The organism is Streptomyces sp. NPDC002851 (genome assembly GCF_053591935.1).
Genome location: NZ_JBSFUT010000005.1, coordinates 96,779 through 116,234, shown reverse-complemented (window position 1 = coordinate 116,234; position 19,456 = coordinate 96,779). Strand labels below are relative to the sequence as shown.

The 19,456-nt window shown below is 69.4% G+C and carries 17 protein-coding genes and 1 pseudogene; 11 read left to right on the top strand and 7 right to left on the bottom strand.

All coding sequences use genetic code 11. The annotated features are described in order from the left end of the window. Positions 1-463: 463 nt before the first annotated feature. Both ACWD10_RS07430 and ACWD10_RS07425 read right to left on the bottom strand, forming a co-directional pair. Entirely contained in the window at positions 464-619 is a 156-nt protein-coding gene (locus ACWD10_RS07430; RefSeq protein ID WP_451088006.1) for a DUF6131 family protein, read from the bottom strand. Between the two features lie 664 nt (positions 620-1,283). Further along, positions 1,284-1,728, bottom strand: a pseudogene (locus ACWD10_RS07425) (SDR family oxidoreductase); the annotation flags it as partial. A 112-nt stretch (positions 1,729-1,840) separates the two neighbouring features. Here ACWD10_RS07425 and ACWD10_RS07420 point away from each other — a divergent pair. After that, entirely contained in the window at positions 1,841-3,220 is a 1,380-nt protein-coding gene (locus ACWD10_RS07420; protein WP_451088004.1) for an APC family permease, read from the top strand. 53 nt (positions 3,221-3,273) lie between these two features. On the opposite strand, the gene ACWD10_RS07415 is transcribed toward ACWD10_RS07420, so the two are convergent. Beyond that, positions 3,274-3,906 (bottom strand): TetR/AcrR family transcriptional regulator C-terminal domain-containing protein, encoded by a 633-nt coding sequence (locus tag ACWD10_RS07415; protein WP_451088002.1) that lies wholly within the window; start codon positions 3,904-3,906, stop codon positions 3,274-3,276. Between the two features lie 165 nt (positions 3,907-4,071). Between ACWD10_RS07415 and ACWD10_RS07410 the strand changes: the two genes are divergently transcribed. Further along, a complete protein-coding gene (locus tag ACWD10_RS07410) occupies positions 4,072-5,634 on the top strand; it encodes an APC family permease (protein WP_451088000.1) in 1,563 nt (520 codons plus the stop codon). Between the two features lie 153 nt (positions 5,635-5,787). Next, positions 5,788-6,939 (top strand): agmatine deiminase family protein, encoded by a 1,152-nt coding sequence (locus ACWD10_RS07405; protein ID WP_451087998.1) that lies wholly within the window; start codon positions 5,788-5,790, stop codon positions 6,937-6,939. 69 nt (positions 6,940-7,008) lie between these two features. On the opposite strand, the gene ACWD10_RS07400 is transcribed toward ACWD10_RS07405, so the two are convergent. Continuing rightward, complete coding sequence (locus ACWD10_RS07400) at positions 7,009-7,593, bottom strand: TetR/AcrR family transcriptional regulator (RefSeq protein WP_451087996.1); 585 nt, start codon at positions 7,591-7,593, stop codon at positions 7,009-7,011. Between the two features lie 94 nt (positions 7,594-7,687). Between ACWD10_RS07400 and ACWD10_RS07395 the strand changes: the two genes are divergently transcribed. The 4 genes from ACWD10_RS07395 (at position 7,688) to ACWD10_RS07380 (ending at position 12,860) form a co-directional block, all read left to right on the top strand. Further along, a complete protein-coding gene (locus ACWD10_RS07395; protein WP_451087994.1) occupies positions 7,688-8,137 on the top strand; it encodes an anthrone oxygenase family protein in 450 nt (149 codons plus the stop codon). A 221-nt stretch (positions 8,138-8,358) separates the two neighbouring features. Continuing rightward, positions 8,359-8,907, top strand: coding sequence for a hypothetical protein (locus tag ACWD10_RS07390; RefSeq protein ID WP_451087992.1), 549 nt, complete (start codon positions 8,359-8,361; stop codon positions 8,905-8,907). A 6-nt stretch (positions 8,908-8,913) separates the two neighbouring features. Then, positions 8,914-11,871: a M48 family metallopeptidase gene (locus tag ACWD10_RS07385; RefSeq protein WP_451087990.1), complete on the top strand. Its 2,958-nt coding sequence runs from the start codon at positions 8,914-8,916 to the stop codon at positions 11,869-11,871. A 224-nt stretch (positions 11,872-12,095) separates the two neighbouring features. Further along, the gene (locus tag ACWD10_RS07380; RefSeq protein ID WP_451087988.1) at positions 12,096-12,860 is read left to right on the top strand and encodes an Fpg/Nei family DNA glycosylase; all 765 of its coding nucleotides are present in this window, start codon (positions 12,096-12,098) and stop codon (positions 12,858-12,860) included. A gap of 138 nt (positions 12,861-12,998) precedes the next feature. Here ACWD10_RS07380 and ku read toward each other — a convergent pair whose 3' ends face one another. Continuing rightward, the gene (gene ku, locus ACWD10_RS07375; RefSeq protein WP_451087986.1) at positions 12,999-13,910 is read right to left on the bottom strand and encodes a non-homologous end joining protein Ku; all 912 of its coding nucleotides are present in this window, start codon (positions 13,908-13,910) and stop codon (positions 12,999-13,001) included. Between the two features lie 33 nt (positions 13,911-13,943). Further along, entirely contained in the window at positions 13,944-14,900 is a 957-nt protein-coding gene (locus tag ACWD10_RS07370; RefSeq protein ID WP_451087984.1) for an LLM class F420-dependent oxidoreductase, read from the bottom strand. 384 nt (positions 14,901-15,284) lie between these two features. On the opposite strand from ACWD10_RS07370, the gene ACWD10_RS07365 reads away from it, so the two are divergent. The 3 genes from ACWD10_RS07365 (at position 15,285) to ACWD10_RS07355 (ending at position 17,399) form a co-directional block, all read left to right on the top strand. Next, a complete protein-coding gene (locus ACWD10_RS07365; protein ID WP_451088343.1) occupies positions 15,285-16,001 on the top strand; it encodes a SigB/SigF/SigG family RNA polymerase sigma factor in 717 nt (238 codons plus the stop codon). A gap of 244 nt (positions 16,002-16,245) precedes the next feature. After that, the gene (locus ACWD10_RS07360; RefSeq protein WP_451087982.1) at positions 16,246-16,959 is read left to right on the top strand and encodes a GAF and ANTAR domain-containing protein; all 714 of its coding nucleotides are present in this window, start codon (positions 16,246-16,248) and stop codon (positions 16,957-16,959) included. Positions 16,960-17,075: 116 nt separating this feature from the next. Further along, a complete protein-coding gene (locus ACWD10_RS07355; RefSeq protein ID WP_451087980.1) occupies positions 17,076-17,399 on the top strand; it encodes a plasmid stabilization protein in 324 nt (107 codons plus the stop codon). Positions 17,400-17,586: 187 nt separating this feature from the next. Here ACWD10_RS07355 and ACWD10_RS07350 read toward each other — a convergent pair whose 3' ends face one another. After that, the gene (locus ACWD10_RS07350; protein WP_451087978.1) at positions 17,587-18,615 is read right to left on the bottom strand and encodes an NAD-dependent epimerase/dehydratase family protein; all 1,029 of its coding nucleotides are present in this window, start codon (positions 18,613-18,615) and stop codon (positions 17,587-17,589) included. A gap of 176 nt (positions 18,616-18,791) precedes the next feature. On the opposite strand from ACWD10_RS07350, the gene ACWD10_RS07345 reads away from it, so the two are divergent. Next, positions 18,792-19,445 (top strand): UdgX family uracil-DNA binding protein, encoded by a 654-nt coding sequence (locus tag ACWD10_RS07345; protein WP_451087976.1) that lies wholly within the window; start codon positions 18,792-18,794, stop codon positions 19,443-19,445. The last annotated feature ends 11 nt before the right edge of the window (positions 19,446-19,456 follow it).

The following is a 19,456-nucleotide window of genomic DNA, read 5'->3' as shown; positions in this document are numbered from 1 at the left end:
GTCACGAGCCGGTCAGCTTCGTGGATCGCGTCGTTGGGCTGGTCAACGAACTGCTCTTGCGCCCGGGTCCAGCCTTCGGAGTGCTTGGCGCGCTCCGGCACCGACAGTGGTTTGATCTCCAGTGCGTCGTGGCGTTGTTCACGCTCACGCAGCTCTCGATCGGCCGCCAGACGACTCTCCTTGTCCGCCATGGCCCGCCGTACTCCGGGCCGAAACGCTCCTTGAGATGGCGTCGGCGCACGACCAGCCACGCCCCCAGTGCGCATATCAACAACACGAACGAGACAGGCACGATGATCGCTATGAGTGTCTCAGTCGACATCGGCCCTCCGTTTGATAATCCACGAAATGAAGAATGGCCGACGCTGGTTTCCGCGGCCTTCCAGGGTATCGTCGCTTTCTGCCGACCCTCTCTGCAGAGCCGATCACAGGACTGCTGATGACAGACCGGCGCTCTTCGCTACTACCAGTAATGCCTTCGACCCGCGAACGGGTGCCCCACAGAGCCAAGGACCCACAGTACGGCCCCGACTACCGCGAGAATGACGCCGATCGTCCACAGGATGGATATACCGGTCACGAACCCTACGACGAGCAAAATGACTCCGAGAAAGATCACAACTCGCTCCGATCTAGTGTTTACATTCCTCGCATTTGCATTCCCTTCTCACTGTGAACCCCGCCCGCCATGGGAGGCAACAACTGCTTGCGGATTTGCCCGCTGATCACGTGACCCATTTCCCGACGGGACGGGCTGGTTGGCGACGGTTTCGACGGCCCATTCGGAGAGATACGGACGTTTGAGCGCCGACCATTTTACTTTCCCGGAGACGAACTTCCATGACAACACGGGGTGCGGTGGCCCCTAGCATCGTGTGCGCATCCGGCGGGCAAGTCAGGAGCAGCTGGAATCACGAGCACGATCGTGCCCTGCCCTTCGCATCGCGTTGCATCAACGACGCTACCCGGTGGCCCGCAAGGGCGTACCGGCCCACGCGCTCCGGTTGTGGACGAGAGAGGGCTCGCCATCTCCACATGCCGAGAGGGCTAGGACCCCAGGGAGGGCAGTCGGCTCAAGGTGCCCACGACTCAGGGGCGCTGCGCCAATCAGGTGGATGGCTAAGCTGGGCGATCTCGCATCATCGGTCACGCATCGCCGTCTGGGAATGCGGAATCAACGAAAGAGTCGCGCACGAGGGATCGAACATGCAAACCACTCTCTTGGTAGCGCCCGCCGGTGTTGAGCTTGAAAGGAAACGCGGCGGCTTTGCCCATTGGTCCCGTCATGCATTTCTTGCTTTCTCCGACGAAGCGCGTTCCGGACCGTATTCGTCGGGCGGGGTGCCGCCGGTGGCGTTGACGATCTCCGCCGGTGATGAATGAGGCATGCTCGGAGGCGAGGAAGACGTACGCGGGCGCCATCTCAGCGGGCTGCCCTGGGCGGCCCAGCGGTGCCTGCTTACCGAACTCCACGGTGTCCGGCAGCGTCGCGGGGATCAGCGGGGTCCATACCGGGCCGGGCGCGACGGCGTTCACGCGGATACGGTCCGTCGCAAGCATCTGGGCGAGTCCCTGCGTGAAGGTGACGATGGCGCCCTAGGTCATCGCGTAGTCCAGCAGGTGTGGGCTTGGCTTGTACCCCTGCACGGACGTGGTGTTGATGACGGATCCGCCCCTGGGCATGTGCGGTAGCGCCATCTTGCAAAGCCAGAACATCGCGTACAGATTCCCCGCCCCTTCCGCTGAGATGCACAGGCTCCTGACCGGGACACGCTTCGCGTGCGTACCCGACGGGAGTGAACGTGGGTGAGGCGGGGCCTGACGCGGAAACAGGTCTCTTATGCAGACGCCCGGTAATTCCTCCGGCCCACCCCCGCCGCCTGCCCCCGAGGCGCCCCCGTCCGAGGTCGGCACGCCGCTGAAGCGCGCCATCGGTCTGAAGCTGATGATCCTCTTCGTCATCGGCGACATTCTCGGCACCGGCATCTACGCCATCAGCGGCAGCGTCGCCGGGAAGATCGGCGGCGCGCTGTGGCTCCCGTTCGCGATCGGCTTCGTGGTCGCGCTGCTCACGGCGGCGTCGTACGTCGAGCTGGTCGGCAAGTATCCGAGGGCCGCGGGCGCGGCGCTCTACGCCCAGAAGGCGTTCAAGGTCCCCTTCCTCACCTTCATCGTCGCCTTCATGGTCATGAGCTCGGGCCTGTCGTCGGCGAGCGCGGCGGCGCGGGCGTTCAGCGGCGACTACCTCCAGGAGTTCGTGGACGTCTCGCCGACGCTGATCTCGATTCTCTTCATCCTCGCGCTGGCTTCGCTCGCGCTGCGCGGCGTCTCGGAGTCGGTGAAGACGAACGTGGTCCTGACGACGGTCGAGCTGAGCGGCCTGCTGGTCATCCTCGCGATCGGCGCGTGGGCGGTGATCACGGGGGACGGGGAGCCGTCGCGGCTCGGCGAGATCCAGGTCGAGGGTTCGGCGTACGCGCTGCTCACCGGCGTGCTCGGGGCGACGGCACTGGGGTTCTTCGCGTTCGTCGGCTTCGAGGACTCCGTCAACATGGCCGAGGAGACGAAGAACCCGGCGCGCACCTACCCCCGGGCGATCTTCCTCGGCGTCGCCATCACCGGCACGATCTACATCCTGGTCGCCCTGATCTCCTCGCTCCTGGTCGACTACCGGGTCCTCGAGGGGTCGTCCGGGCCGCTGCTCGAGGTGGTCAAGGCGGGCGGACTCGACTTCCCGCCGAAACTCTTCGCGCTGATCGCGCTGTTCGCGGTCACGAACACGGCGCTGATCAACATCATGATGGCCTCCCGGCTCTGCTACGGGATGGCGAACGAGCGCATTCTGCCGCGCGGCATGGCCCGCATCCTGCCGCGCCGCCGTACGCCGCTCGTCGGCATCGTCTTCGTCACGGCGATCGCGGTGGGCCTGGTGTCGACCGGCGAGATCGAGGGGCTCGGCGACACGACGGCGTTCCTGCTCCTTTGCGTCTTCACGGTGGTGAACGTGGCGGTCCTTGTGCTCCGCAAGGACCGCGTGCCGCACGCGCACTTCCGCGCGCCGACGGTCCTGCCGGTGCTCGGCGCGATCACGGCCGCGATCCTGGCGAGCCCGCTCGCGGACCGCCCGGCGGACGTCTACATCCGCGCGGGCGTGCTGCTCGCGATCGGCATCGCGCTGTGGGTGGTGAACAAGATCGTGCTGCGCATACGGGGCGAATAGCGCATCCATCCCGCCGCGACGGCGGACGGCGGACGGCGGACGGCGGACGGCGGTCAGCTCCGCAGCTGCGCCGCCAAGCCGTCGAGCAGCAGGGCGAGTCCCGCTTCGAAGCTGCGGTCGTCGAGCGCGGCCAGCCCGGCGCCCACGCGCGAAGCGTCCTCGAGGGAGTCGGCGAGCGAGGGGTACGACGGCCGGTAGTCACCCGGCGGCCGGGCGAAGCCCGCGGTGAACGTCTCCAGGGCGGCGCCGAGGACCAGGTAGTCGATCACGGCCGCCACCTCGGCCGCCTTCGCCGGGGTACAGCCGGCCCGGGTCAGGGTGGCAAGCAGCGTGTCGTAGCCGCGCAAGGCCTTGTCGGCCTCGACCCGTCGCCGCGCGACCAGGGCGATCATGTACCAGTGGCGTAGATACACCTGGCGGTAGCCGCGGGCGTACGCGGCGATTCCGTCCCGCCATCGCGGGTCCCCGAGCGGGCTGAGGTCGATCTCTTCGTTGATCAGTTCCAGTGCCGCGTCGAGCAGGTCTTCCTTGGACGCGACGTGATGGTAGAGCGATGCCCCGCGTACTCCGAGGCGTTGCGCGAGCGTCCGCATTTTCAGGGCCTCGGGGCCCTGCTCCTGAAGGAGTTCCAGGGCGGCGCGGGCAATGATCTCGCGGCTCAGCAGTGCCTGGCTCGGTCGGCCCATGAAACGTGCTCCCCCTTTTCCGGCCGCCAGGTTACCCGTCGACATGGGTTCACAAGGACGCGGAGGCGGGCTAAGGTCCCGGCAGTCCGATACCTAACAACGTTAGATTTAGGCAGCGGAGCACGCCGACAGCCTCGGCGACGCTCCCCTCCCCCGAGGTGGACCATGAACCAACCCTCTTCCCACAGCTCCGCCGTCGAGGCCCCGCAGGGTGCCGAGGCCCCCCAGGACAGCGATTCCGCCCGCCTGCGCGACCTGGGCTACAAACAGGAGCTCCGCCGGAGCCTCGGCGTCCTGGGCAACATCTCCATGGGCTTCGCCGTGGTCTCCCCCGTCGTGGCGCTGTACGCGGTGGCCATGGTCGGCACGATCGTCGCCGGACCCGCCTGGATCTGGGCGCTGCCCGTCGTCCTGCTCGGCCAGTGCCTGGTCGTGAACGTCTACTCCGAGCTGGCCTCGCAGTGGCCGCTCGCCGGTGGGCCCTACCAGTGGGGCCGCCGCCTGCTTGGCCCGTCCTTCGGCTGGATGGGCGGCTGGGTGTGGCAGTTCGCCGTGATGTTCGGCAACACCACCGTGGCCTATCTGGCCTCGCCCTGGGTCTTCGCCCTGTTCGGCAGCACGCCCACGCCGGGCGCCATGGTGGCGGTGTCGGTCGGCATCCTGCTGCTGTGCATGCTGGTCAACGCGTACGGCATCAAGATCCTCAGGCTGTTCGTCTCCCTGGGCATCGCCGCTGAGGCGATCGCATCGGTGCTTGTCGGCTTCGCCCTGCTGCTGTTCTTCCGGGAGCACGACTTCGTCCTGTTCACCGACACCATGGGGGCCGAGGCACTGTCCGGCGGCTCGACCGCCATGGCCTTCCTTGCCGCGGTCGCCGTCGCCGGCTGGGCTTTCATCGGCTTCGACGCCTGCGTCTCCGCCTCCGAGGAGACCAAGAGCGCGGGCCGACAGGTGCCGCGCGCCATGTGGTGGGCACTGCTCAGCGTCGGCGTGGTGGTCATTCTCAACGCGATGGCCGTCGCCCTCGCCCACCCCGACCCGGAGTCCGCCGTCCTCGGTGAGGACATCGACCCGGTCACCACCGCGGTGGTGCACTCCTTCGGCTCCTGGTCCGACAAGCCGTTCGTCGCCGTCGTCCTGGTCGGCTTCCTGGCCTGTGCCATGGCGTCCCAGGGCGGTGCGGCCCGCGGCCTGTACTCCCTCGCCCGGGACGGAGTCTTCCCCTTCTCGAACCAGGTCCGGAAGGTCAACAAGCGCAAGGCCCCCATCGGCGGACTGATCGCCTCCACCCTGGTCAGCGGAACCGCCCTGCTGCTCGGCCTGAACGCCACCGCCATCGGCAGCCTGATCGCCTTCGGCACCGCGGCCACCTTCCTGCCGTTCTTCCTGGTCTCCCTGGCCGCGCTGATCGCCCGGCTGCGCGGCAGCTGGATCCCCTCCGGTCACATCCAGCAGGGGAAGAGGGGCACCTTCCTCAATGTGCTCGCCGTCCTGTGGACCGCCTTCGAGGTGGTCAACGTCTGCTGGCCGCGGGAGATCCTCGCCCCGCCGGGTGCCCCCTGGTACCAGGTGTGGTCGGGCGTCCTGGGCACCGTGGTGATTCTCGCCGTCGGCCTCGCCTATCTGCTCGTCAAGCGGCCGCAGGACAAGATCCGCGACGACAAGCCTGACAAGCCCGCCGAGGCGGGCGCGGAGCGGGCCTCCGAGCTCGCGGCCGAGCCCTCCTGATGGTCGAGGGCCTCTGACGGTCAAGAGCCTCTGATTGTCGAGGGTGGCCCGCCGAGTCCTCCGAGCATGCCCGGACGGGCTCGGCCGGGCCGCCTTCGAGACCCCCCACACCTGGAAACACCGGACTGCCGTTTCTCTCCGAGGAGTTACGCCATGAACGCACCACGCAGGTCCAGCATGTCCAGGCGAGGGTTCGGCGTCGCCGCGGCGACTGTCGCGGCCGCCGCCGCTTCGATGATCGGCGGCCGCGCCGTCGCCGCCCCCGCTACCGCACGGCTCGCCACGGCGGAGACCGAAGCGGGCTTCCACGCACCGGCCGAGTGGGAGGCACACTCGGGCTGTGTCATGGCCTGGCCCTGGGACCGGACGGTCGGCTGGGGCGGGCTGCTGCCCAATGTCCAGGCCGAGATCGCCGCCATTGCCAAGGCCGTCGCCCGGTTCGAACCGGTCCTCATGGTCGCGGAACCGGGCCACGCCGCCGCGGCCCGCGCGCAGTGCGGCAGCACGGTCACCGTCATCGAGTACCCGATCAACGACTGCTGGACCCGGGACACCGGGCCGGTCTTCGCCGTGAACGCGACGAAGACGCAGAAGACCGGGCTCGACTTCGGGTTCAACGGCTGGGGCAACAAGTACCCGTACGACAAGGACGACTTGCTGCCGGTCGGCGTGTGCGACCACCTCGGCGTGCAGCGCGAGCCGGTCGGCATGATCCTCGAGGGCGGGGCCGTCATCACCGACGGCCAGGGCACGCTCATCACCACCGAGGAGTGCCTGCTCAACCCCAACCGCAACCCCGACATGACCAAGCAACAGATCGAGACCACCCTCAAGGAGTCGTACGGGGCGAGCAAGGTCATCTGGCTGCCATACGGCCTCGCTTACGACGACATCACCAACGGGCACGTCGATCTCTGCGCCGCTTACCTCGGTCCCGCCAGACTCCTCATCCACACCCAGCCCGACACCGGCAACCCCAACCACGCCCGCATGGCCGCCAACAAGTCCGTTCTCCAGGGCTCCACGGACGCCCAGGGCCGTCCCTTCCAACTGGTGGAGATCCACCAGCAGCCCCACTACACGCTCAACGGACTGAACGTGCGGACGTTCAGCTACACCAACTACTACGAGACCAGCGGCAGCGTCGTCGTCCCCATCGCGAACCACACGGACGACGAGGCCGCACTGGCCCTGTTCCGCACACTGTTCCCCGGCCGCGAGATCGTGGGCATCCCGGCCCGCACGCTCGGCTGGGGCGGTGGCGGTGTCCACTGCGTCACCCAGCACATCCCCGCGACGCAGTAGCGGATCGTCCAGGGCTCGCCCTGGAACGGCGCGAGCCCTGGACGAGTGGATCCGAATGCCCGCGGGGGGCTACTCCTCGGTGCCAACGAAGCGGTTGACCAGGAGTGTGATACGGTTGGGGATCCGGTCGGCGGGAAGCCGGCCGGCGCGGGTGAGGGTGATCAGGCCGTGCAGCGCGGCCCAGAAGGTCTCGACGAAGAGGCCGGGCTCCTCATCCGGGCCCGCGTGCGCCACCAGCGGGTCCAGCAAAGCCTGGAAGGCCTCGCGCAGGGGCGCGGGGGTGGCCTCGGCGGCGAAGGGGAGGCCGTTGTCGAGGCTGAACATCGCGTCGTACAGAGCCGGGCTGTCGGTGGCGAAGTCGGTGTAGGCGCGGGCCAGCGCGGCCACAGCCGGTCGTCCGGCGGGCTGCTCGGCCACCGCCGCGCGCAGGGCAGCGGTCAGCTCGGTGACGCCCTCCAGTGCGACCGCCCCGAGGATCTCGCGCTTGCCCCGGAAGTGGCTGTAGAGGACGGGCTGGCTGTACTCGATCCGCTCGGCGAGCTTGCGCGTGGTGACCGCGTCCCAGCCCTGGGCCTCGGCGAGCTCCCGGGCCGTGGAGACGATCAGCTGATGGCGGTGGGCCCGCTCTCGTTCCTTGCGTTCCTGTACAGACATGCCCAGATTCTAGCAGCGCTAGACAAGTGAGCAATGACACGCCTAGCATTGCGTCGGAATCTAGCGCCGCTAGATGAAGCCCTGGGGAGGGGTCATGCAGAACGCATTGGCAGTCGTCACGGTCGTCGTGGCCGGAATGATGGTGGGCGTGGAGTTCGCGGTGGCGGTGTTCGTCAACCCGATCCTGGACCGGCTCCCCGACGACAGCCGCATCGCCGCCCGCAGCGACGGGGGCCGGGTGCTCGGCCGGGTCATGCCGGTCTGGTACCTCGGCTCGATGGTGCTCGGCGCGGTCTGGGCCGCCGTGGCCTGGGGAAGCGCGGGCGCCTCGCTGGTCACGGCGGCCACCGCGCTGCTTGCGGTGAGCGTGGGGATGTCGGTGCTGCTGCTGGTGCCGATCAACAACCGGGCCAAGACCTGGACCGCGGAGGGCAGGCCCGCCGACTGGAAGCAGCAGGCGGGTCGCTGGGACCGCTACCACTACGTCCGGGTGGGCGTGATCGTGCTCGCCTTCGCCCTGTTCGCGGTCGCCCTCAGCCGGTGACGGTGTCGGCGCCGTAGCGACGGTGTCGGCGCCGTAGCACGGTCCGGGCACGTTGCGCTCCGTAGCGGTGGCCAGGTCCCCGCGTGTGCCGGGTGCCTTCGCCTCCGCTCCCCCGCATCATCGGAATTTCATCAGCATTGCAGCACGCCCCGCCAAGGTGAGAAGACAGCGTGCGGGCCGGTGGTAGAGCTACGGACCACAGGGGACACGGGGGAGTTGCCATGGGCGGCACGGTACGGGTGCGCGATGTGGTGCACGAGGTGGTGGCGGAGGTCGCGCCGGAGGAGCTGGCCGTGGTCGCGGGGCTGGCCCAGCTCGATGACGCGGCCGTCGTACGGCTGTTGGAACGTGGGGGCGGCCGCCGGGAGCCGCTCGGCTTCGGGCTCGGCGAGATCGCGGTGATGGCCGCACCGGTGGTGTGGCTGGTGGTGGACCAGGCGGCCCGGCAGATCGGGAGCGCCGCCGCGGACAGTGCGACCATCGGCGTGAGGTCACTGCTGCGCAGGCTGTTCCGGAGACGGAGCGCCGAGGTGACCGTTCCCGCGCTCACCCCCGAGCAACTCGCCGAGGTGCACCGTCGGGTCCTGGAAATGGCCGCGCGACGAGGGCTTGAGGAAGAGCGCGCGGAGACGCTCGCGGACGCGGTGGTGGCGAAGCTGGCACTGACCGCACCCGAGGAACAGGCGTCGCAAGGGCAGACGGACGAGCAGACGAACACGCGCAGACCCCTCACCGCTCCGACCGAGGGCGGCGATGCCCCGCAGGAGTAGCGGGCGATGATGACTCGGACTCCCGTGGGCGAACGGCCGATCAGCGCCGGGACGACCGTACGGTTCGCCCTGCTGGTGGTCCTGATCCTGGTGACCAGTGGTCTGATGCTGCTGTACATCGCCTACTGGTGGGTGTCGGAGGCCGATTCGTACCGCTGCGGCATGGCCGCAGGAGTGGACCCCGAGCACATCACCGACCTGGGAGTCCTCGTCGGTCGCTCCACCCAGTGGGTGGCGTACCTGAACTGCGAGCGCCGTTGGGCTCAGCCGCCGCCGTGGTGGGTGCCGCTGTCGTGGCTGATCCTGCTTTCCGTTGCGGCCGCCGCACTGTTCTTCTGGCTGCCCGTGTGGAAGACGCGGCGAAGCAGGGCTGTCCCGCTGGCGACGGTCGATCACGACGGGGAGATCCGGCGCGTACTGGAGGACGTGGCGGCCGTGGCCGGGCTGGCGCGCATGCCGCGCGTCGTGATCGATCCGGCGGTGGCGTCTGCCGGTGCGCTGGTGTTCGGCCGTAATCGCAGGCCGATTGTGAGCCTGCACGGTGGCCTGCTCGTCCGCAGGCTCCGCGACCCCGAGGGCTTTCGGGCCGTACTGCTGCACGAGTTCGCCCACATCCGCAACGGAGACGTCACCCTCACCTACACCACGGTCGCGCTCTGGCGTGTCTTCCTTGTCCTGGCCGCGCCGCCGTACCTCGTAGGTCTGGCCATGTTCCTGATCAACGGGGTGCGCTGGGGAAGCACCTCGTTGGCCGTCCCGTCCCGGAGCCTCCTCCAGATGGCTCTCCTCACGGCGTTGGTGTACCTCGCGCGGTCGGACGTACTGCGCAGCCGCGAGATCCACGCCGATCGTGCCGCGGTGCGCTGGGGCGCTGACTCCCGCGGCTGGCACCTCACGGGATCCCCCCTGGCCGACGGCCCACTGCGGCGCGCACTCGCCTTGTTCGCCGCCTTGTGGCGCACCCACCCACGGTGGGATCTGCGACGGGACGCCCTGACCGACTCAAGGCCGGTATACGGCGCACCGGCACTGTCGATGTTCCTGACCGGGGCCGCCGCCATGCTGATCAGCTCCCAACTGGTGTCGCTCCTGAGGCCTTACGCACTGGGGACGAGCGGCGTGCTGACCACGCAGCTGGCGGCGTTGACGGCTGCGGGAATGATCGCCGGAGTGGTCGGCGTCGCCCTGTGGCGGGCGGTGATCCACGCCGTACTGACCGGGCGTCGACCTGCCTCGGGCCTGCGGGCGGGGCTTTGGCTGGGGGCGGGAATGGCCGCCGGCTCGCTCAGCACCGGCCAGGGCACCATCGAGCAGTTCTTCCCCAGCCAGAACGTGCTGCTCCTGCACTTCCTCCTCGGCGGCCCCGCCTTCACCTGGTGGACCGTACAGTGCGCTCAACTGTGGGTCAGGACATGGCGGGGACGCACGATCCGCCCGGTGATGGCGGCAGGTCCAGCGGCGGGGGGCCTGGCGCTGGCGCAGTGGTTCACGTGGTGGCACGGTTCGGGGTTGGTGATCGGGACCGGGTGGTGGTTCGAGCCGACGGGGTTGCGCCAGTGGCTGGAGCAGGTGTACCCCGGCCCGGCCGGAGACCACGAAACCATGCTGTCGGGGGTCGCCGTCGTCTTCCCGGTGGGGGCGATCCTGAACTGGGTGCCGCTCGTCGCCGCTGCGGTAGCGGCCCTGTGGATCGTGCCGTTGGCGGCCTGGACGGCCCGTTCGGTCCCGGCCGCACGACCCTGGACACGTGGCGCCGCGCTCGACATCGAGGGCGCGGTGGAGCCGACCGCGGAGAGGCTGCCGCGGCTGCGGCCGGTGCTGCTGACGGGCCTGCTGTGCGGGGTGGGGTGCTGGGCCGTCGTCGTGGCCGTATTGGCGCATCCGGACACCGGTGTGTCGGGAGCACCCGCGCAGGGCGCCAGCCTCCAGGGGCTGCTCTTCCTCGCCTGGACGTATCTCGCCCTGACCGCAATGGCGGTGACGGCCGCTGTAGTCGCCGCCGTGCGCGCGACCCGCTACCGACTGCTCGTGACCCTCATCGCAGCGCAGACCGCGGCGCTGGTGGGCCTGACCGGCCCGCTCCTGCTGCTGTCCTTCGACGGCTGTATCGATCCGCTGAGCCTCTTCAACTCCTCCTGCGCCTTGCGGCCCGCCCGGATACTCGACTGGCGGGACCTCCGCACGGTGCTGAACTTCGCTCTGCTGACCGCCACCATCGCCGCCATCGTGGTGGCCGCGGTCGTGTCGGCCGTCCGAAGGGCGCGGATGTTCCAGCGGCGACGGCCGTCCGAGGCGGACCTGCTGGGAAGAGCGGACCCGCAGAGAAGAGCGGACCCACCGAGAAGAGCGGCCCCGCAGAGAAGAGACCGGCCGACCGTCCACCATGTCTTCCTGTGGGCACTGTGCGTCGTGGTGCTGACCGTCTCCGTGGCCGAGGCGGCAGACCGGCAGAACCAAGCCCTGCGGACTCCTGACGCCCGCGCCCTGCAGGATCAGATCCTCCAGATATCGCCCGAGACCAATGCGACCCCGGTCGCTCCGCGGTCCAAGGCGGTGCAGGTAGATGCCTGGAGTGACCTCGGCGGGAAGGAACTCCTGGACCGGCTCCGCCGGGAAGTACGCGGGATCGACGTGGTCGTGGGGGAGGGCCGGGCCCGGAAGCGACTTACCTACCTGTCACGCGTCCGGCCTCATTGCGAGCGCATCGGCGCAACAGCTATCGACGCCCACGCGTACTTCCGCGTCCCCGACCCCCGGGCCCAGACGCTTTGGCAGCGGTTCATGCTGAACGCGGCGGAAGCCACCCTGGACTGCCGGAAGGCGCTCGACCATCTGAGCGCCGACCGCTTCAAGCCGGCAGCCGACGCGTTCAGCACGTCATTCCGCAAACTCGGCGCGGCCTACAGGCTCAGCACGGCGATCGACTCCCGGATCAAAGAGGTGAAGCGCGCGGGCGGGATGTGACACCGGCTCTTCAGTTGTCCGCGGGGGTCCTCATTGTGTCGCGGTGTTCGTGTTGTACGCGGTTTGTACGCGGCGAACTCGCGGCCGTGGCCAGGGCGCTGAGCGATGAAGCGGCCGAGTTCGAAGGGGCCGTGACCGACGAGGGTTTCAGGATCTGTCGGACGCCACACCCCGCACTGCGCGTGGGCGCGATTCGTCCGACCGTGCCAGGGGTACCCGGGCCCATGCCTGAGCTGCCCGACGTCGAGGGGTTTCGAGAGGTCCTGGCCTCCTGTGCGCGCGGCCGCCGGATCGAGCGGGTCGAGGTCATGGACGCCGACGTGTTGCACGGAGCGAGTGCCCGGAGGCTGGCCCGTGAGCTGACCGGCCGCCGCCTCGCCGAGCCGGAGCGGCACGGCAAGTGGCTGCTCGTCCGCACCGACGGCCCCACCGTGCTCCTTCACTTCGGCATGACCGGGCTGCTGCTCTGCTGCGGCGCCGACGAGCCGCGCCACCGGCACGACCGGGTCGTCCTCACCGTCGACGGCCACGAGCTCCGCTACCGCGATCAGCGCAAACTGCGCGGCCTGTGGCTCGACGATCCCGACCGCGTACTGAGCGACCAGGGCCCGGACGCGATGGACCTCGGCCTCGCGGACTTCAGGGAGCTGCTCTCGGCCCGGCGAGGCGGGCTGAAGTCGGCGCTGATGAACCAGTCGCTGCTCGCCGGGCTCGGCAACCTGACCGCCGACGAGATCCTGTGGCGAGCCCGGCTCCGCCCCTCCCGTGCCGCTTCCGGGCTCACCGGCGAGGAAGTGCGGCGCCTGCACGCACGGCTGCGCAGCGTCCTGCGCTCCTCGGTACGCGTCGGCCAGGTCCCGCCGAGGCCCAGCTGGCTGACCGGGCACCGCGACGACGCGGACCCGCACTGCCCGCGCTGCGACGGCCGGTTGCGCCGCGACCGCATCGCCGGCCGCACGACGGTGTGGTGCCCGGCGTGCCAGCGCTGAACGGCGTGCCAGCGCTGAACACGGGTGGGCGGAGCGCTCCGGCACGGCGCGGCAGCGAGGTCCGGTCCCTCTCGTTCGAGGTCCGGTCCTTCTCGTTGCCGCTGGACCGTCTCACGAACTCGTTGCCGCTGGGCCGTCTCACGAAGCCTTCCCGAGGGCGTCGATGAGCTCGTCCCGGTTCATCGAGGAGCGCCCGGGGATGTCGGCATCGGCGGCACGTTCGTAGAGCTGCTTCTTGTTGAGCCGTTCCAGACCGCCGCCCTTGCTCCGCTTGCCCCCCGCCCGGTCGACGCTCTTCTGTAGTACGTCCATCAGGTCAACCACGTTGGTGGCCTGCGGAGGCGGCTCGGCCTTCTCGTACGTCTCCCCCTTGGCCTTCGCTTCGACGAGCTCCAGAACGCGCTCGCGGTAGGTGTCCCGGTATTCCTCCGGGTGCCACTCCATACTGAGGGTCTCGACCAGCTCCACCGCCGTCTTGAGCTCCTTCTCGGGCAGCTTGCGCTTCCCCGGTGTCGTGGAGATCTCCTCCTTCGGGTCCCGGACTTCGTCCGCCCAGTGCAGGGTGTGCACGGCCAGGACGTCCGCCTCGGCCTTCACCGCGAGGAGGTACTCGCGGTTGCGCATCACGAACGTGGCGATCCCGGCGCGGTTGGTGCGTGACAGCGCCTCGTGCAGCAACGCGTACACCTTCGCGTGCTCTTCGTCCTTGGGCGCCAGCCAGTAGGTCCGGTCGAAGTAGATCGGGTCGACCTCGTCCAGATCGACGAATCCGCTGATCTCCAGTGCCTTCGAGCGGCCGGGCGCGATCTCGTCCAGCTCCTCCGGCTCGACGACGATGTACTCGCCGTCCGTCTCAAGGCCCTTGACGATGTCCTCGGCCGCGACCTCCTTGCCGGTGCGCTCGTTCACGCGCTTGTTGCGGATCCGGTCCGAGGTCCCCCGCTCCAGCTGCCGGAACCGGATCGTATGGCTCTCCGTCGCGCTGAACAGCTGCACCGGCAACGAGACAAGGCCGAACGTCAGCGCCCCGCTCCATATCGGGCGTGCCATCCTCGTCACCTCCACCGTGCGCGTATCACGTCGTCAGGCACCGAGCTGCGGCAGCACCTTGGTGCGGTAGAAGTCGAAGAAGCCGCGCTGGTCCGGCCCGATCTGGGTGACATACACGGTGTCGAACCCGGCCTCGGCGTATGCCTTGAGCCCGGCCACGTGCTCGTCCACATCGTCGCCGCACGGGAACGCCTCGGCCACCATGTCCTCCGTCACGAGTTCACACGCCTGCTCGAAGTGGCGTGGGGTGGGGAGTTCCTGGCCCAGCTGACCGGGGAGTCGCGCGTTGGGCCACAGCTGGTGCGCGGTGCGCACCGCCTCGTTCCGGTCGGGACCGAAGCAGACCTTCACGCCGCCCTGCACCGGCTTGGGCCCGCCCCCGCTGTCCCGGTAGCGATCGACCAGCTCCTTGTCGGGGGCCATCGTGATGTATCCGTCGCCGATCCGGCCGGCCAGCCGCGTGGCGATCGGCCCGAACCCGGAGACATCGATCGGGACCGGCCGCTCGGGCACGTCGTACAGTCGGGCGTTTTCCACGGTGTAGTACGTGCCGTGGTGGTCGACCTCCGCTCCGGTGAAGAGTTCGCGCATGACCTCGACCGCTTCTTCCAGCATGTCCATGCGTGTCTTCGCGGGCGGCCAACGGTCGCCGAGGATGTGCTCGTTCAGGGCCTCGCCGGTGCCGACGCCGAGACGGAAACGCCCCTCGAGCAGCACCCCGGAGGTGGCCGCCGCGTGGGCGATGACGGCCGGGTGGGTACGCATGATGGGGCAGGTGACCGCCGTTTCCACGTGCAGTCGCACCGCCTGGGACAGACCGCCGATCAGCGACCACACGAAGGGGCTGTGCCCCTGGGCATCGTTCCAGGGGTGGTAGTGGTCGGAGATCCACAGCGCCTCGAACCCCGCCTGCTCCGCCATCCGGGCCTGCTCAAGGAGGTCGGCCGGGCCGTGTTCCTCGCAGGCCAGGAAGTATCCGTAGGTGGTCATGGCGTCCTCCCGCGCGCGGATGTCCTGCTGCCGGGTAACCGGGGTGGGGACGGGGAAACCTCGCCTCCGGGGCGCACGGGTGCCGCACGTGTACGGGCACCGGCCAGCGCGTACCGTGAAAGTGATGCTTCGGCCCAGAGGCATGCCGCGGACCGTTCCCGGCGGCGGCGCCTGCTGGCCGGCTCCCGCGGCGGACAGCTATCAGCCCGTCCGAAATGTGCGGGAGCCGTCATGCGTACCGACCGTCCTTCATCGAAGGCGCCTCTCCGTAGCGCCAAGGATCCTCTCTGTAGTTCCAAGGAGCCTCTCTGTAGCGGCTCCCGCAGGAAGCCCGCCCACCGGCGTCACGACGACACCCCCGACACCGCATCCGCCTTCCGCAGGCTGGCGTACCTGCCGGAGGGTCCCGAGCGTGCGGCAGTACGGGAGGAGATCATCCGGGCGTGGATGCCGGTGGCAGAACGCGTGACCCATCGCTTCCGCCACCGCGGGGAGAGCGGTGAGGACCTCCTCCAGGTCGCCGCGCTCGGCCTGGTCAAGGCGGTCGACCACTACGAACCGGAGCGCGGGCACGCCTTCGCCTCCTTCGCGATCCCCACGATCGTCGGGGAGCTCAAACGCCACTTCCGCGACCACGCGTGGAGCCTGCACGTGCCGCGCCGCTTCCAGGAACTGCACAGCAAGACTTACCTGGCCACCGTCGAGCTGGACCAGGCCCACCCCGGCTCCTCCCCCACCCCGCGTGAGATCGCCGAGCGCACGGGCCTGACCGAGAGCGAGGCGGCCGCCGGGATAGCGGCACACGACGCCTACCGAGCCGCCTCCCTTGACGCCCCCATCCCCGGCGTCGACGACTCCAGCCTTGCCGACGTCCTGGGCGACGCCGACCACGCGCTCGACCTCGTGGTCGACCGCGAATCGCTCAAGCCCCTCCTGGCCGACCTGTCGGAGCGCCAACAGCGCATCCTCTACCTGCGGTTCTTCCGCGAGCTCACACAGTCACAGATCGCCGATCGGGTAGGCGTCTCCCAGATGCAGGTCTCCCGCCTGCTGCGATCTACCTGCGCCCAACTGCGCGAGGGACTCCTCGCCGACGCCTGAAGACGCCGCGTACGACGCGCCCATAGTCGTGCCCATATACGGGTCGATAGAGGCATACGACTAGACGTGCCCATAGAGGCATACGACGCGTAAGGCCGGGTAATCGAGGCCAACCCGGCGGTTAGGCACGACAGCCCCTGGGCCAGCTGGGGTGGCCGGACCGCGGCCGGCTTCCCCACGCGCCCCCGGCGCACTCCCGTGTTTAGCTGGCACAAAGCACCTGGCTAAGGCGTGGAGCGGCGCCGTGGACGAATCAGCGATCGGGCTGGCACGGATGTTCGCCGACCTGGCACAGCAACTGCACGAAAAGGGCAGCTGGGAGCAGACCCTCACCGAGGTCGTCGAAGCGGTCCACTGGGCCGTGGACGGATGCGAAGGGGCGGGCGCGATGCTGCACCGGGCCAAGGGGACGTCCGAGAGCCCGGCGTTCACCGCGGAATGGGTCCACAGCTGCGACCTCGCCCAGCTGGAGCTCGGCGAAGGCCCCAGCCTGGACGTCGCGGCGGAACACCCCGTCGTGCGCATCCCGGACATGGCCACCGAGCCACGCTGGCCACGCTTCGCCGCCCGGGCCCACGTACTCGGCGTGGGCTCCATGCTCGTCCACCGGCTGCCCTCCGTAGCGGGACTGTCCTGTTCGCTCAACCTCTACGGGACACTGCCAGGGGCCTTCGACGCCACCGCCGAAGAACTGGCCGAGATCTTCGCCGCGCACGCCTCCGTGGCACTCGCCGGCGCCCGCGTACAGGAGACGCTGGAGGCGGCCGTCGCCTCACGACAGAGCATCGGCGAAGCCTGCGGCATCCTCATGGAGCGTCACGGGATCACTTCCAGGCAAGCCTTCGACATGCTCGTACGGGCCTCACAACACAGGAACGTCAAGCTCCGGCACATCGCCGAAGCCGTGGTACGCACGGGGCGGGACCCCGCCGACGTCATGCGTCATCGGGACGGCTGACCGCAACCGGGACGGCTGACCGCGGTCAGGACGTACGCCCGTCGCACGGCCCGTGCTTGGGCACCGCGGGAGCGGGTACTCGACTGCGCCAGGCACACAGCGAAAGGGGCGATGTCATGCCCGCCGGAGCGAGCCGCAAGCGTGAGCGGCAGTACGAGAAGATCAAGCAGAGCCAACTGGACGCCGGACGCAGCGAGCGGGATGCCGAACGGATCGCCGCCGCCACCGTCAACAAGGAACGCGCCCGCAGCGGCGAAGCCGAACGCTCGAGCAAACTGTCACAGGAGGACATCTCGTCCGGCCGCAGGGGCGGCAAGCGCTCAGGTCAGGGGCCGGGCGGTCGCACCAAGGACCAGCTCTACGAGGAGGCCAAGCGGCAGAACATCGAGGGCCGCTCGAAGATGACCAAGGAAGAGCTGCAGCGGGAAGTCGGTGACTGAGCCGCTCCCGCGCAGAAGTCGCGTGAGGGATGCGAATCGGGCCGCCCGGCTGACGGGCGGCCCATCTGGCCGTATCGCAGAAGTCTGCGGCCACGTCCTTGTACAGATTCCCGTCAGTGGCGCCGTCGGATATCGCGCGGAGGGCCGCCTCATACGCCGTTTCCCCTGCTCATCCGATTTCCCCTGCTCATCCGAGGAGCGCACGGGGCCTGAGCGGTGGCGTCCGCATGCCCTCGCCGGTGCGCAGGGCCGTGAGGAATTCGGCGAGCGTGTCCTCGGCCGTGTGCTGCGGGGTCCAGCCCAGCTGGTCCCGGGCGCGGGCGGCGTCCAGGAGGGGCAGGTCGAGCAGGGCGTCGAGCAACTGCGGCGGTACGGGGGCGAGGTGGGCCGTCCACGCGGCGCGTGCGGCGGCGTGGACGGCCTGCCGGGGCAGCCGCACCACGCGGGCGTCGAGCAGTCGGGCAAGCACCCCCGCGTCGATCACGGGTTCGGCGGCCAGGTTGAAGGCGCCCCGGGCGTCGCCCAGTGCGGCGAGGCGGTAGGCCACGGCGGCGTCGTCCGCGTGCAGCACCTGGAAGGCCAGGCCCTCGATATCCGGGACGACGGGGATCAGCCCGGGCCGCACCAGACGGTGAGGCAGGAACGGTCCGGCGAAGAGGCGGATTTGCTCCATGGCCGACGCGCGCTGGAAGGTGAAGCCGGGCCGCATGCGCACGACGCGCCGCTCCGGGTGCTTGGCCTCGAAGGCATCAAGGACCCGTTCCACATAGGCCTTTTCACGGGAATAGGCCACATCGGGTCGGCCGTGCGTGGACCACTCCTCCCCGACGGGCGGGCGCTTGGGCCCGGGGGCGTAGGCGGCCAGGGACGAGGCGGCGACGACCGCGGGCACATCGGCGGCGGCCACGGCCTCAAGCACGGCGATCGTTCCCAGGACATTGGTCTGCCACGTGACGTTCGGATCGCGCGCGGGCTGAAGCAGCCAGGCGAGATGAACGACGACGTCAGCTCCGCGGAAGAGCTCCGTGAGGCGCTCGCCCGGGGATCTGCTGAGGTCGACGCTCTCCCACTGCGTCTTGGGGACCTCCCACTCGGGCGTCCGGCGGGCCAGCCCCACGATCGTGGACACCTGCTCGTCCGCCGCCAAGGCACGGACGACGGCGGTGCCGACATTCCCCGTGGCTCCCGTGACGACGATGCGCTGTTCACCCTTCATGCCGCCGGGTGCCCGAGCCGCCCGACTTGAAACAGCTGGAAAGCTGCTCGAAGGCCGTTCGCGGGGCCGGATCAGGGGTCCGTTTATCCGTTTACCGCGGAGCATTCCGGATACCCGGTCCACGCCCCTCGAGGAGGACGGGCCCGCCCGTCGGTCCCGGCCTGAAGGAGGACGCCGTGCCCGGACCCGACGCCTATGACGCCACTCCCTTCGTTCCCGAGAACGCCGACGACGCCGACCTCGACGAGCTGCGCGCGGCCGCCGCGAAGTGTGAGGGATGCCCCCTGTTCCGCGATGCCACGCAAACGGTGTTCGGCCAGGGGCGGCCGTCCGCCCGCGTCGTCCTGCTCGGCGAGCAGCCCGGCGACCAGGAGGACCGCCAGGGCAAACCGTTCGTCGGACCCGCCGGACAGCTGCTCCTGCGTGCCTGCACGGAGGCGAGCATCGACCCGGACGAGACGTACGTGACGAACGCGGTGAAGCACTTCAAGTTCGTCATGAAGGAGGAGCGCGGCAAGCGGCGCATCCACAAGCCGCCCACGCTGCGCGAGCTGACGGCGTGCCGACCGTGGCTCGCGGCCGAACTCCACCTCGTGAAACCCGAGTTGGTCATCACGCTCGGCGCCACCGCGGGCAAGGCGCTGTACGGCTCCGGCTTCCGCGTGACGCAGGAGCGCGGCACCGTGCTCGACCCCCCGGGCGGCCTTGAGGCCGACGGGGTCGTGGCCACGATCCACCCCTCGGCCGTGCTGCGCGCCGACGAGAACCGCGAGGAGGTATACGCGGGCCTGGTGTCCGACCTCCGGGTCGCGGCAGCGGCCCTGGGCTGAAGATCGAGCGC